General features: G+C 58.3%; 12 protein-coding genes. 4 read left to right on the top strand and 8 right to left on the bottom strand.

The genetic code is table 11. The annotated features are described in order from the left end of the window. Positions 1 to 96: 96 nt before the first annotated feature. The 4 genes from VF639_RS09815 to VF639_RS09800 form a co-directional block, all read right to left on the bottom strand. Positions 97 to 855 carry a J domain-containing protein gene (locus VF639_RS09815; RefSeq protein ID WP_331145720.1) on the bottom strand — a complete coding sequence of 253 codons (759 nt, stop codon included), beginning with the start codon at positions 853 to 855 and terminating at the stop codon, positions 97 to 99. 369 nt (positions 856 to 1224) lie between these two features. Continuing rightward, the gene (locus tag VF639_RS09810; protein ID WP_331145719.1) at positions 1225 to 2448 is read right to left on the bottom strand and encodes a geranylgeranyl reductase family protein; all 1224 of its coding nucleotides are present in this window, start codon (positions 2446 to 2448) and stop codon (positions 1225 to 1227) included. Between the two features lie 136 nt (positions 2449 to 2584). After that, positions 2585 to 3247, bottom strand: a complete 663-nt coding sequence (locus VF639_RS09805; protein WP_331145718.1) for a DUF2461 domain-containing protein — start codon at positions 3245 to 3247, stop codon at positions 2585 to 2587. 229 nt (positions 3248 to 3476) lie between these two features. Continuing rightward, the gene (locus VF639_RS09800) at positions 3477 to 3935 is read right to left on the bottom strand and encodes a DUF4174 domain-containing protein (protein WP_331145717.1); all 459 of its coding nucleotides are present in this window, start codon (positions 3933 to 3935) and stop codon (positions 3477 to 3479) included. A 139-nt stretch (positions 3936 to 4074) separates the two neighbouring features. On the opposite strand from VF639_RS09800, the gene VF639_RS09795 reads away from it, so the two are divergent. Continuing rightward, positions 4075 to 4737 (top strand): hypothetical protein, encoded by a 663-nt coding sequence (locus VF639_RS09795; RefSeq protein WP_331145716.1) that lies wholly within the window; start codon positions 4075 to 4077, stop codon positions 4735 to 4737. Between the two features lie 138 nt (positions 4738 to 4875). Here the strand turns inward: VF639_RS09795 and VF639_RS09790 are convergent, their stop codons facing one another. Then, on the bottom strand, positions 4876 to 5850 hold the full coding sequence (locus VF639_RS09790; RefSeq protein WP_331145715.1) for an alpha/beta hydrolase: 975 nt from the start codon (positions 5848 to 5850) through the stop codon (positions 4876 to 4878). A gap of 448 nt (positions 5851 to 6298) precedes the next feature. On the opposite strand from VF639_RS09790, the gene VF639_RS09785 reads away from it, so the two are divergent. Continuing rightward, positions 6299 to 7060 carry a L,D-transpeptidase family protein gene (locus VF639_RS09785; RefSeq protein WP_331145714.1) on the top strand — a complete coding sequence of 254 codons (762 nt, stop codon included), beginning with the start codon at positions 6299 to 6301 and terminating at the stop codon, positions 7058 to 7060. Positions 7061 to 7322: 262 nt separating this feature from the next. Next, positions 7323 to 7886 carry an NUDIX hydrolase gene (locus tag VF639_RS09780; protein WP_331145713.1) on the top strand — a complete coding sequence of 188 codons (564 nt, stop codon included), beginning with the start codon at positions 7323 to 7325 and terminating at the stop codon, positions 7884 to 7886. 126 nt (positions 7887 to 8012) lie between these two features. Here the strand turns inward: VF639_RS09780 and VF639_RS09775 are convergent, their stop codons facing one another. Beyond that, on the bottom strand, positions 8013 to 9020 hold the full coding sequence (locus tag VF639_RS09775) for a patatin-like phospholipase family protein (RefSeq protein WP_331145712.1): 1008 nt from the start codon (positions 9018 to 9020) through the stop codon (positions 8013 to 8015). 13 nt (positions 9021 to 9033) lie between these two features. Beyond that, the gene (locus VF639_RS09770) at positions 9034 to 9555 is read right to left on the bottom strand and encodes a hypothetical protein (RefSeq protein WP_331145711.1); all 522 of its coding nucleotides are present in this window, start codon (positions 9553 to 9555) and stop codon (positions 9034 to 9036) included. A gap of 795 nt (positions 9556 to 10350) precedes the next feature. On the opposite strand from VF639_RS09770, the gene VF639_RS09765 reads away from it, so the two are divergent. Further along, the gene (locus VF639_RS09765) at positions 10351 to 11445 is read left to right on the top strand and encodes a TolB family protein (RefSeq protein ID WP_331145710.1); all 1095 of its coding nucleotides are present in this window, start codon (positions 10351 to 10353) and stop codon (positions 11443 to 11445) included. A 112-nt stretch (positions 11446 to 11557) separates the two neighbouring features. Here the strand turns inward: VF639_RS09765 and VF639_RS09760 are convergent, their stop codons facing one another. Further along, a complete protein-coding gene (locus tag VF639_RS09760) occupies positions 11558 to 12970 on the bottom strand; it encodes a DUF5723 family protein (protein ID WP_331145709.1) in 1413 nt (470 codons plus the stop codon). Between the last annotated feature and the right edge of the window lie 45 nt (positions 12971 to 13015).

Raw genomic sequence — 13015 nt, 5'->3', positions numbered from 1 at the left:
TCGTTCTGACGGAGCCTCACCCCCTAGCCCCCTCTCCCGTGGAGAGGGGGCTAGGGGGTGAGGCTCCGTCAGAACGACCCAACTGCGTAATAGCAGTCAATAAATGAGCAGCAGCACCACAGCCACTATCCAAAGCAGCGTGCCGACTACGGCAGTGTTTACGCGCACTTCGGCGGGGCGCTTGGGCAGAATCCCCACTACAGCTACGCCAAGCAACACCAGGGGCAACAAAGCCAGCGGTCCGCTGTAGATACCGCCGCCGTAAGGCTCGAAGGGCGCCGGGCCATCGGGGGAGGTGGGTGAACTGACCTTGCGCACTACCCGGAGCAGCGGGGTGCGCCACACCGTTACGAGTTGGCCTTCGCGGGCCCGATGGGCAATGGCGCTTGGGAGACGAAACTTGGTGTTGGGGGTGAAAATGTCGTAGGCCATCTGTGGATTGGATGCCGAGACACTGATAGACACAATTTGGCGGCCGAGCACGGGCTCGTTGGCATACTCGCGCAGAGGCAGCCCCCAATCAAGAGCCAGCAGCAGGCAGAATACCAGCAGTGCCAAGTTCACCCACCGAGCCGTAGGAGCGGCTCGCGCCAACAATACTTTGGTTGGATCGGGCGGGCGGGCGGGCAGCGCAAATGACTCGGGCTCCTGCTGCATCAGCCGGTCGTAGGCCCAGCGGCGGCGCGGGTCGGCCAGAATCTGGTAGCCGGCATAAGCCGCCTGGAGCCGGTCGTTGAGGGCCGGATCGACGATGGCGCGGCGGTACATGCGGGCGTGCATCTGCCGGTACGCGCGCTCGATTTCAGCTACGGTAGCCGTGTTCGGAACGCCCAGGATATAATAGTAATTCAACATAAAGTGTAGCCATCCATCCGAAGTCATAAAGTAAGATGAAACGCACTCAAAGGCAACACTTTATTGCGGCATCAGAGTTTCCCGAGCCTTGCTGTCGAGCTACAAACTGCGGGATGTAGAAGGGGCAGATGTAGGAGCCGCAGAACTATCGACCGCTCTTCGCATGCCAACGACCAGCTACCAAAAGGGCTTTGGTTCCTTCGCCAGCTGAACAAGCGCGGCCCGAAATACAAATTGCCCCGCGGCCCCACAGCTACCACAACGACATGTGCAACGGCGCAACCGCCGAGCAGAACCAAGAAATAACCTCTTTGCTTTGCTTGCGCGCTTCTCAGAGAAGTAGCCTTTCACGACTTTTCTCTTTCGATACTACCCCACTGCACGTAGTAGCCGGCGGCGCAGCCACGGCCACCGGGCCGCTCCCACCACCATATTTACCAGCCAGGTTTTGCCGGCCAGAAAACGCATCAACCGGTAACGCTGAGCCAGTTCCTGCCCAATGCGTTGCTCTATTTGCCGGGCATAGTTGGCCAGGTATTCTGCATCAAAGCGTTGGGTTTGAAAGCACGCCATAGCTTGGGTTGCGGCCAGAATTCCACTGTGCACGGCTTTGTCGATGCCGTGGCCCTGTAGCGGGTCGATGAGGCCGGCCGCGTCGCCGCAAAGCATGATGCGGGGGCCGTGCGCGGGGCGGGTGCTGCCACCGAGCGGTAACCCGAAGCCGGTAATGGACGTGAGGGCCTTGGCCTCGGCAAAGCGCGGGGCCAGGTGCGGATGCGTGGTCAGCAGCTCGCTCAACTCGTGTTTCAGGTTGAGGCGGCGGGCAACTACTTCCTCGGAAAGCACACCGAAGCCGACGTTATACACCCCGCCACCAACCGGAAACACCCAACAGTAACCCGCCTGATACTCGCGCAAAAAGTAGAAGTCGGATGTGTCTTCGGGCGCATCAGTTACTCCTGTGTAATAGGCGCGTACGACCGCGCAATGGTAGGCCCGGTCGAGCGAGGCTCGAGGCGCCAAAGAACGGGCCACTATTGAATTGGCCCCGTCGCAGCCGATGACGAGGGCTGCCCGGAGAGGTGGCTTGGTTGAGTCGGAAGGGGCAAGCGTAACCCCGTGCTCGTCGGTTTGCAGGCTGCGAAGGGCGTAGTCTTCCAGCACATCGGTGGCCGTATGGCGACGCACTAAAGTTAGGAGAGCCTCATCGAAATGCAGGCGCGGGATGTTAAAAGCCGGATTGTGCCAGGCAATGCGCAGTTCCTCGCCGTTGGGCGCCAACAGGCGGCTATGCGTGGTTGGCGCCCGGCGCGAAGTCAGCAGCGCGGATAGCTCCGTGGCATAACCCGGGTCGAGGCGCGCGAGGTGCTTGAGGGTGGGGCTCGGAATAGCGTCGCCACAGATTTTGTCACGCGGGAATTGAGCTTTGTCTACGAGGGCTACGCGTAAGCCGCTGTGGCGCAGCGCCAGCGCGCAGGCAGAGCCTGCCGGTCCGGCTCCTACAATAACTACGTCGTATTCGTTGATAACGGCCACGAACGAAGGTAACGCGAAGCAGCCGCTTGTGGTGTAGGTCTTGGCTCGGCTCAGCACAACGTAGCGCGGAAGCCACAGGAAATCCGTTCCGCGACGAGCCGCAGGCGAGTATCCGGCGTAAGCTGATGTGAAGACGCGTAGGAACTCGCGCTGCTCGTCGCGGAACGGATTTCCTGTGGCTTCCGCACTACATTTATCCGGCTATGGCTTCTTGCAAATACTCGCAGAAGGGCTGCATGGCGCGGAGGGCGGCGGGTACGTAGGTATCGAGGTCGAGCTTGCGGGCGGTGGCATCGGGCACTGTGTGGCTCACGATGAAGCTCTTGTGCTTGAGCAGCTCGATTTCGGGGTGGTCGGTGGGGTAGCCGGCAGGGGCTTTTTTCAGCTTGTCGCCTTCAACGCCCGCAAAGTATTTGCGGAAACCGGGGGTTTGCAGCAGCTCGTGGAGCGCCGCCCCGTTGTAGTCGATTTCCTGCCGGATGCGGGCCAGCTGTTCTTTTTCGGGTTCATACAGGCCCCCGGCCAGCAGGGTTTGCCCGTTGGGACCAAGCTGCACGTAATAGCCGGGGTTGCTGCCCGCTTTGCCGCCCCCGGAGAAGTAGGCGCTGAAGTGCGTTTTGTAGGGGCGCTTGTCGCGGGAGAAGCGCACGTCGCGGTAGATGCGGAAGATGCATTTCTTGGCTTCCAGCCCGGCCAAGGTTGGATCGTGGGTAGCCATTTGTTTCAGCCAACGTCCCACGGCCGCTTCAAATTCCTGCCGCAGCTGGTCGTAGGTGGCTTTGCGGGCCTGAAACCATTCCCGGTCGTTGTGCTGCGTTAGGTCGGACAGAAAGTCGAGGAGCTGAGGCGTGTTCAAGGTTGATTGGTGGTTGATGTTTGCTGATTAGGCGGTGTCTAACAAAACTTGGAGGGAGGTTTCCTCTTAGAAGAACGTCCTGCTTCGGCAAGCGGACGCCAGATCAAGCAGGACGAGCTAGAGTAGTCAAACACAGTTCAATTGATTTTCGGTTGGTGACTGTAAAGACCTTCAAGGTTAACAGGAAACAATCACCTATTCACTAACTCAACAAGCAACACGCCACCAATCAATTCTTCTTCCCTTGCCGCATTTCCTGCTGCCGCATAGGCATTACATCGATGGTTGAATACAGCGAAGCGGGCGCTACGGGCTCGGTTTCACGGCGCTTAACACCCCCGTCTTTTCCAATGAGGACCGTGGTAAAGCTGGTGAGCGGAATGCGCAGGGTTTCGGTGAGGTATTTCTTGTCGGCGGCCGACAGGTGGTTGAGTTGCACTTCGTGTACCAGCAGGTCGCGGGCATCGAGGTCGGCGCGGGCCGGTGCCAGCAGTTGGCGTTGGCGCAGTAAGTTGGCATCTGTGGCCGAGGGCGCGCAAAGCAGCAGCACCCGTTTCTGCCAGCGGCTGGCTTTCAGAAGGGCGGCCAGGGAAGTTTTGGTGGAAGAAGTTGCTTGTGCTTTCACGGCGGTAGCGCTTATCAGCAAGTTCCCGACAACGAGCAGCCAACGGAGGGAATGGATACGCATAGAAAAGTGAGAAAGACGAATGGCCGCTATTTAACGAGCTTCAGATAGGAAAGGCTCGGGTTTGTTGCTTTGCAGTATGCAACTGTTTGGTGAGAGAGGAAGCTCTTGTATTCGATTTTCTTCCTCTTCCCTATCCACTATGTCTTTTTTCTTAATTGGTCCACGAATAGGCTGGACGGCTGGTTTGTGTTTGTTGGCTGCTTTGCCGGCAACCGCCCAAACGCTTGACTCCGCTACGGCCGTTGCGCCTGCGCCGACCGAAGGCTCCGGTACCCTCATCAAGCTCGGGACCGGTTTTACCCGCGGCCTTGGATACAACAGCTATTATCGGGGGCTGTTTGCGCCGCTAGTGCTGGGTGTTGAACACCACCTTACGCCCAAGGTTTCGGTGTTTGCCAACGGATTCAGTGGCTTCAACATCGGCCGCCGCATGCGCTTCGTTGATGGTTCGCGCTCGTCCTTTATCGGTGAGTATGGCTTCGATGCCGGGGTGCGCTTCTATTACAACCAGGAAAAACGCCGGCAGCAAGGTCGGGCTACGGGCCCGTTTGTGGGCAACTACCTGGGGCTGCACACCACTTCCGCATTCAGCGGCAGCGCTAACCAGCCCTATCAGTACTCGACTCTGACGGCTGTCTGGGGCATGCAGCGCCGCATTGGCAAGTACGGCTGGTTCGACGCCTATGCTGGTTTGGGCATCGGCTACGAGCCCGGTTATGGGTATTTCAACAACCAGAGCCGTTTTGGTTTAGCACCGGAAATCGGCATTAAGTTCAGCCTGGGCAGCCGCCTCAAGCGCTAAAATGGGAATGTAGTTCTGGCAGGGCAGCGCCTGTATCGTAAAGCCTGCGCTTCACGTTTCGTTGAACAACCAGTCTGGTTTACTTGGCAACTACTTCGTTCTACGATACGCGCAACGCAGGCTTTGCGCTACCGCCACTTACTCTGGTGGCAACACCGATTCCAGCCACTCGAACACAGCTTGGTAAGCCGCGGCCCGCGCCGCCGGAGCCGAGAGAAACAGGTCATGGATGCCGCCTTCAATGGCTTTCACCGTCACTTTATTCCCGAGCCGCGGGCCAAGGCGGCGGATGTGGGCCACATCAAGTACAATATCGGACCGCAGGAAATCGTCGGACCATTTGTGGCCAGCGACGGTGCGGTCGGAGTGCAGCACTAGCACGGGCATGGGCAGCTTCAGGCCGCGCCGTACCTGCTGGTGGCCGTTGCGAATAGCCCGCAGCCAGCCGGCGTTGATGTGAAACACGCGGTTGGGTTTCCAGGCTAGGTCGTAGTCCCACTGCCCCCGGTAGGCCCGGTGCAGGCTTTGGCCGTACTTATCGGAGAGGCTGGCGGGGAGCTTCAAATCGGGCAGCAAGGCACCTAGGCGCGTCATCAGCGGCACGCCGAGTTTGCGGTACCAAGGCTGGAACAAGTCGAAAAACGGACTATTCAGCACCAAGGCGGCAAGTCCGGCTTCCGGGCGGGCCTGCGCGTAGAGCGACACAATGAGGCCACCCGTAGAATGCCCGCACAGCACCAGCGTGCTACCACCCTCGGCTTGAATTACGGCCACCGCGGCATCTAAGTCCCCGAAGTATTCGGTTAGGTCGCGCACGTTGTTGGGGCGCTGATGCCGCAACAGGGCCCGGCCGTACTTGCGCAAATCGAGGGCGTAGAAACGGTATCCGTGCGCGGCGTATTCGGCCGCCATGTCGCGCTGGAAAAAGTAGTCGTTGAAGCCGTGCACGTAAAGTACTGCCCGCGTGGAGGTTGGCGACTGGCGGTGGCGCACCAGTGTGGCCCGCACCGCGCCCTCGTAGTCGGTGGGCTGCGGCAGGTGGCGCGACTCGAAGTCAGGGCCAAGCGGGTCGGGTAAGTAGGTGTCAGGTTCGGGGTCAGGAGAGGAAGCCATACCAAAGAATACGAAAACAGCAGGAAAAGGCTTACTGTCAGCTTATGCGCGCCAACTTTATCCAGCAGGTAACTGGCCGTAGTGCCAGCGCCGTCATTTTCAATAAGCTATCCTCTTTGCTTGAACTCAAATATCATTTACTGCTGTTACGCAGGCAGTTCGTTCTGGCGGGGCCTCACCCCCTAGCCCCCTCTCCCGTGGAGAGGGGGAACTAATTCTAGTTGCCTTTCCAGAGTCTAATTCTAGAAAACTAGCAGCTAGTTCCCCCTCTCCACGGGAGAGGGGGCTAGGGGGTGAGGCCCCCGTCAGAACGGCTGACACCGCGTAAGGTCAATTATTTATACAACCTACTCTATACTAAGCCTGCTGTGGGGTCCGTTCAAGGAGCAAAAGAAGTTGGCGGGCATCTTGCATCGGTTCCTGACAAGCTTTATCTACTTTCTCCTTCATGCGACTCCTTGTTCTGCTGGCTGCGGCCCTGCTGCTGGCTTTGTGCGCCCGTACTACTTCGCCTCTTACCATGGCCAGTGACCCTGATCCGGCCTTTCGGGTCCAACAACAGCAGTACCCGCGCGTACGAGATGCCTACGCCCTGCACGAAGCCGACTTGCACGCGCTGCTACGCCGGAATGGTATTCCAGCCGGACGGCTGGAACTATATCTGCGGGCTTTTAAAGTTGGGCGGCGGCTGGAAGCTTGGGGGCGCGAGCAAGGCACCGGCGAGTTTGTGCTCTTGCGCACCTACCGCTTGGCGGGCACCTCGGGCGCCCTCGGTCCCAAGCGCAAATCCGGCGATAAGCAAGTGCCCGAAGGCTTCTACCTCATCAACCGCTTCAACCCCGCCAGCAACTACCACCTCTCCCTCGGCCTCGACTACCCCAACGCCGCCGACCTGGTCCACGCCGCCCCCGACCCTGGCGGCGACATTTTCATCCATGGCTCCAATGTCACGGTAGGCTGCCTGCCCATCACTGATGCCGGCATTCGGGAGTTGTACGTGCTAGCCGTAGAAGCCCGTAGCGCCGGCCAAACAGATATTGCCGTGCACATTTTCCCGTTTGAAATGACTGTCGAAAACCTGGCCCGCCGCGTAGCCAGTCCGCACAGCCGCTTCTGGCAGGGCCTGGTAGCCGGCTACCAGTATTTCGAAGACCACCACCAGCTTCCGTGCGTGCGTGTTGATGCCCATGGCGCGTACGCCGTGGAGTAGCCGGCTGTGGCAAGAACAACCGGAATTCCGAAGCTTGCTACAACAGCAAGTTGTTCCACTAGTCCGCGCTTGTTCAGCTAGGCTCTTAGAAGCTATGCGAATAGGCTCCAAGTGTTTGTCATTCCGACATTCGGCGCCTCAAGCGGCGAGAGGAATCTGGCTGAAACCGTCGGAAAAGCCTACTCAGATTCCTCTCGCCGCTTGAGGCGCGGAATGTCGGAACGACAAAACCATTTGGATAGGCTCTTAGTACCTTGCCGACATGCCTGCTCTTCTGACTCCTGACGATTTTCCCATTCCCAAAAACTTACGCGACTCTGCGGTACTAGTGCCCATTTTTCGCGATGCGGCCGGGGAGCTACATGTAGTGATGGTTCGCCGCAGCAGTTTTGGCGTTCATGGTGGGCAACTCGCTTTTCCGGGTGGCAAGCACGAGCCTACTGATGCCTCCTTGCTGGCTACGGCTTTGCGCGAAGCCGAGGAAGAAGTAGGGCTGGCTCCCGCTAACGTGGAAGTGCTGGCCGCTCTGCCTACTGTGGACGTGCCTAGCGGCTTCCGAATCTCGCCTTTCCTCGGCAAAATTCGGCGGCCGGAGGTATGGCAGTGGCAGCAGCGCGAAGTAGAAGAAGTGCTGGAAATCCCGCTCCGTCACCTTGCCGACCCGATGCAACACGCCGAGGAATACTGGCAACTTCCTGGCTGGCCCGACCAGCGCCGCGTGGCTTTTTACCACATTGCCGGCGGTTACAAGCTTTGGGGCGCCAGCTACCGCATCATCACCCCGCTTATTCAACCGTTGCTCGGTAGTGAGTTTGTGGGTTTGTGAGCTTGTGTTTCAAGCCTTCAATCAACTAGAAACCAGAAGAATGCTTGTCGGCCCTTATCATAGCCCGTATCAGAAGATGCGTATACCTCAATAAGGGGCGAGGAAGATGAGTTAAACCACAGCTTATCAGGTAATTACACTGAAATATGCCTTTGCTTGGGCGAAGCCCTTCTGTAACATACTTTTCATGGCGGCTGGTTGAAATGTCAGCCCGCCGGCGCCACCTTCTACCAGTTTTGTTTGGGGGCGAATCTCGTGGATTTTGGTCACGGCCGTACCGGCGAAGGGATTCGCTGTTTGCGCTAATGCTTTATTGATTGCCGTCTGAGAAACCCCCTGGGCCAGGAGCGTAGCCCGAATAGCCTGCAAATACCGATTGCCCTGCTCGTAGAGTTGGGCTACCCGATAGTCGTTTTCCCCGACGTCCTCACTGAACAGATCGATGGTACGCTCCAGGATCTGAATTGCGCTTGTTTTAGTGGTGTTGTCGGCGGGTGTTTGCTGAGGTGCCAGCGTGATGGCATAAATGACTTCGGCGCCTTGGTCAATGGCCGCTTGCAGCGGAGTGGCCTCTCGTACGCCCCCATCGACGTATTGCCGCACCGGAACAACTCCTTTGCGCACTTCCACCGGCTGCATAAATACGGGTTGGCAGCACGAGGCCAGCATGGCTCGTCGTAGGTCGGTCACATTCTGCACGCGCTCTACGTCGTAGTGAGTAGTAGCAGCCACGGCCCGCGTACTCCAATACACCAACCGCTCGGTTTGCAGGCACACCGTTGCCAAAAACAAAGAAGCGTTTTTAGTTTGCAGCAAATCGTAGTGCGCCTGGGTCAGCAGCGTGTCAATCTGATTCTTCAGGGGCGTAGCATCGTGCAGCGAGATACCCGTTACGAGGTTGGCAATAGCGCCCAGCTTTACCAGATCGTCTTGCCGGAGCGTGGTGTACAGTTTCTCGAGCAAGGCCAGCTCGCCACAAGCAGCAAAAGGCACGATCAACGACCCGGTACTCGTCCCACAATAGAGGTCGAAGGTATCCAGGGCCTGCACGTGCTGGTTGATATATTGAAGCGCACCAACGGCGAAGGCCCCCTTGGAGCCCCCGCCACTTACTACCAAAGCAGTTTTTGCCATTCTTCCGGCCTGTTTAAAGATCCTGCGGCGGTGATTTATGCAACAGATTATAGGTCAGGGCCACCTGACCGTACGTAGTAGGAGTGCGCGTATCGCGGTGAAATTTGAGGGCAATGCCTAATAGATTGCTGGTTTCGACACCTATCCCAACGCCCACCCATTGCCGCCAGTGGTTGGAAGGCACGTAAACCAGGGGCAGGTATTCTGCCAGCACCTGCACGTGGCCTGCCTTGGCAAGCAGCAACGACGGTAGCTGGAAAACCTTAAGCGTTGCCCGGCCACCCGCGAAGCCCCCAAGTAGGCGTCCAGGGTGAAAAGCTCCGGCCACCAGCCCGGCCCGCAGCTGCTCGGGCACAATAGTTTTCTCTAACGCGAACTGCAACGTAGCCAGATACAACTCGGGGCCACCCCGAGGGCGGGTGAAGCCTTGTCCTAGTTCCGCCCGCAAGGTGGTAGCACCTTTGGGAATTTCCTGCGCCACAATGTTGCCGGTGTGCATAAGCGCCCCCACAAGCCCTATCAAGTACTTTTTCATCCTATTCTCCTACTAATGGAGTGGCACCGATTTCTTCTCAATTGACCCTCTCTCGCAGCAGCCAGGCAACTCCAGTACGCGAAGCCTTAGAGCTGGGTTAGTTTACCACACAGTCGGTAGCCAGCCAAGGTCCACCTAGAAGAAGCTGTTTGAGTTAGCCAAAGAGCGATTAGAACCGTGTAGAGATGCAAAGAGGCGTCTCTACACGGTTCTAATCGCTCTTTGGCTAACTCAAACAGCCGCTTAGAGCCTATCCGAATAGGAGGTTGTCATTCCGACGTAGGAGGAATCTGAATAAGCTGTTCAACGAGGTAAGCCAGATTCCTCCTGCGTCGGGATGACAAGCCCCTATTCGGATAGCCACTTGGAACGACGTGCTGCCCGAGGCAGCGCAACGGCAACTTCCATTATGCTGCCTCGGGTAGTGCCGCTGAACTGGTTTGCTGTTAGCTTGGATTTGCCTTAACAAGATCGAAAGTTGAGGCCGGCCAACCAATCGCATAATCATGTGAGACTAGCCGTGCCTGCGCGAGATTGACTACTCCACGTGCGGCATACCCTTGTGCCAACCGGTACGGTGGTTTCTCTCTACGCCGCTCATTTTTACCCACGAGCCTTCTGGCATACATTTGGCCAAGGTGGCCGCATTAGTTTAATATAAAATATCAGAAGCTGTTCGAGGAACTTAACGCAGCAGGGATGCACGATTTTGCGTCTGCACCCCATAAAGTTTCTTGTGTAGCTTCCAGAATCCTGAAACACTACTTACCTGCATGCCACCGTTATCTTTCGACCATGAAACGACTTTTTTTCCTGCTTCTTACGGTTCTGCCTGTAGCTGCTTGGGCCCAGGGCGAGCAAAGCATCTGGTATTTCGGACAACAGGCGGGGCTGACCTTTCCGGTGGGCGGGGGGGCGCCAACCCCGCTGCTCAACAGCAAAATGACCACCTACGAAGGCTCGGCAGTGGCCACGAATGCGCAGGGCCAGCTGCTGTTCTACACCAACGGCGAGAACATCTTCAACCGCCAGCACACCGTTATGCCCAACGGCCGCAACCTGACCGGCTCCAGCGCCAGCACCCAGAGCGCCCTCATCGTACCTGACCCCGGCAGCGGCAACGTGTTCTACGTGTTTACGGTGGGCGCGCAGGGCGGCAAAGAAGGATTGCGCTACTCGGTCGTGGACATGACCCGCGACAACGGCCTCGGCGACGTACCGCGGGCCAACATTCTGCTTATCTCACCGGTGGCGGAAAAGCTAAGCGCCGTGCGCCACCAAAACGGCCGCGACGTGTGGGTGGTGGCCCACCGCTGGAATTCTAATGCCTTCGTGAGTTACCTCGTCACGGCCGACGGGGTGCAGGGCAAACCCATTCTGAGCAACGTGGGCGGCATGCACGCCGGCCCCGGCCGCAACGCCATCGGCGCCATGAAGTTCTCGCCCGATGGCCGTAAAGTAGCAGTGGCCGTGTGGCGCGAAGCCAACCGCTACGAGGTATTCGACTTCGACCGCACCACTGGCCTTGTGAAAAACCCAAAGGTGTTTTCTCCTTATCCCGAGGCGTACGGCATCGAATTCTCACCCGACGGCACCAAGCTCTACGGTTCCAGCAACGGCGAAGGCGGCGGCCAGGCCCAGATCTTCCAGTTCGATTTGAAAACCGGCAAGGCGGCCGTTATCGGCAAATCGGCTAACCGCAAAGTAGGCCAGCTCCAACGCGCCCCCGACGGCAAAATCTACGTGGCCCGCGAAGACAACCCCTACCTCGGGGTCATCACCACCCCCAACGGCGACGCCACCACCGCCAAGTACATCGACGACGGCCTCAAGCTCGGCGGCCGCCGCGGCAAACTCGGCCTCCCCAACTTCATCACGGAACCGAAGTGAAATGGTGAACTTGTGAGATGGTGAGTTTGAGGTTCGAACCGCGCTACTTGCGCAGTTAGCGCAGACTCGCGCCAGCGGCACGTCAAACTCACCATTTCACAACTTCACCATCTCACCGCGTGCCTTTGCCTATTTTCAGGCGCAGGAAGCCGAGGGCGAACGAGCCGTAGGGGTTATTGTCTTTGGTGAGGAGGCCTTGCAGGTCGCGGGTGCTGAAACCGAACTCATAGGAGTTGCTGGCAATGGCGAAGCCTACCGGAAAGCCCGTTTTGTAGCCGCCGCCCCGGCTGACACCGGTGCTCAGGCGAATCCATTTCAGAGGTTTCACATCGATGCCGAGGCCGTAGAAGGTGTCGGGCAGGTTGCCGGCTACGCTGTTGAGGGGTTGGGTTACGTCGATGCCTACTTCGAGGCGGGTGCCCACTTTGAGGCCAACGCCAGCGCGTAGCTTGGTGGGCAAGTTGGCCCGCTGCTTTTGAGCCGGCTTATACTGGAGCAGACTGTCGGTGCCGTTGGCGAAGAGGTCGGCTAGCTCGGTCACGAATTCGTAGCTGTTGACACCGCTGGAGCGGAGGCGCTTCAGCTTCTGGTCGGTGGCCGTGAGCAGGTTGCCTTCCCAGGTCATGCTGCCGATGTCGGTGACCGATACGCCGGCGCGCACCATTTTGCCTATTTCGGCTGCTAATCCAAGGTCGAAGCCATTGCCGCGACCCACGGGTTGCAGCAGCTTGTCGGTGTTTTCGCGCCGGTTGAACGAGGGGCTGTTCGCAATTTTGCCGTAGTCGACTTCAAATTGGGGCGAGAGGGCGGAGTAGGCCTCCAGCTTGCCGTTTTCAGCTCGAATGTCTACCACACCCAGCCCCTGAATGTAGCGGTAGCCCACCCCACCCGAAAGCTTGACACCCGGCAAACTCAGAATGTTGCGGCCCCAAGCCAAATTGTACTCGTTGTAGGCCGCTAACTGCACGGCCGTCCCGTCCATTACTTCCGAAATAAGCGGAGCGGTAGCCGGGTTGAAGTTGGTTGGATATATGGGCGCATCTCTCCCCAAAAACAGCAGCTCGGCCGTGTTCTTGTTCATGGCCAGGTGCCCGGTCAGCCGCTGCCGCACGTTGAACGCAAAACCACCCACCACCGGCAATATCACCGACAAGGAGACGGGCGTGGCGTCTAGGCTCAAGTTAAGGGCATTGTCGGAGGTGAAGGCGCGGGCCAGTTCCAGCTTTTCGGCGCGGGTGAGGTCGTCGCCGGAGTGCTTCACAAACTTCTCTAGCTGCGGCCGGGTCAACGACTGCGACCCGGCTCCCAGCCCAAACTCCCCGATGCTCAGCGCCACGCGGGCATTGCCGCTACGCCCCAGGTTGGCCGGGTTGATACCAATGGCCTGGTAGTCGGTGACGAACGTGTTGGAAACCCCGCCCCGGGCGACGTTCGAGAAGTTGCCCAGGTCGGTTTGGGCTTGAGCAGCACCCACACTCGCCACGCACAACGTTAAAAAAAAGGAAAAGGGAGTAGAGAAGTTCATAGGACTGAGCAATGAAAATTTATGAATAATTCCATAGCAAATAGA

Source organism: Hymenobacter sp., assembly GCF_036387835.1.
Classification (GTDB): Bacteria; Bacteroidota; Bacteroidia; order Cytophagales; family Hymenobacteraceae; genus Hymenobacter.
The sequence above is the reverse complement of the archived record's forward strand: the minus strand, read 5'-3'. Positions and strand labels throughout refer to the sequence as shown.

Coding starts and splice junctions, on each gene's coding strand:
- VF639_RS09775 (WP_331145712.1), bottom strand. CDS start 9,020: ATGGCAAAAACTGCTTTGGTAGTAAGTGGCGGGGGCTCCAAGGGGGCC.
- VF639_RS09815 (WP_331145720.1), bottom strand. CDS start 855: ATGTTGAATTACTATTATATCCTGGGCGTTCCGAACACGGCTACCGTA.
- VF639_RS09765 (WP_331145710.1), top strand. CDS start 10,351: ATGAAACGACTTTTTTTCCTGCTTCTTACGGTTCTGCCTGTAGCTGCT.
- VF639_RS09780 (WP_331145713.1), top strand. CDS start 7,323: ATGCCTGCTCTTCTGACTCCTGACGATTTTCCCATTCCCAAAAACTTA.
- VF639_RS09770 (WP_331145711.1), bottom strand. CDS start 9,555: ATGAAAAAGTACTTGATAGGGCTTGTGGGGGCGCTTATGCACACCGGC.
- VF639_RS09800 (WP_331145717.1), bottom strand. CDS start 3,935: ATGCGTATCCATTCCCTCCGTTGGCTGCTCGTTGTCGGGAACTTGCTG.
- VF639_RS09795 (WP_331145716.1), top strand. CDS start 4,075: ATGTCTTTTTTCTTAATTGGTCCACGAATAGGCTGGACGGCTGGTTTG.
- VF639_RS09785 (WP_331145714.1), top strand. CDS start 6,299: ATGCGACTCCTTGTTCTGCTGGCTGCGGCCCTGCTGCTGGCTTTGTGC.
- VF639_RS09760 (WP_331145709.1), bottom strand. CDS start 12,970: ATGAACTTCTCTACTCCCTTTTCCTTTTTTTTAACGTTGTGCGTGGCG.
- VF639_RS09790 (WP_331145715.1), bottom strand. CDS start 5,850: ATGGCTTCCTCTCCTGACCCCGAACCTGACACCTACTTACCCGACCCG.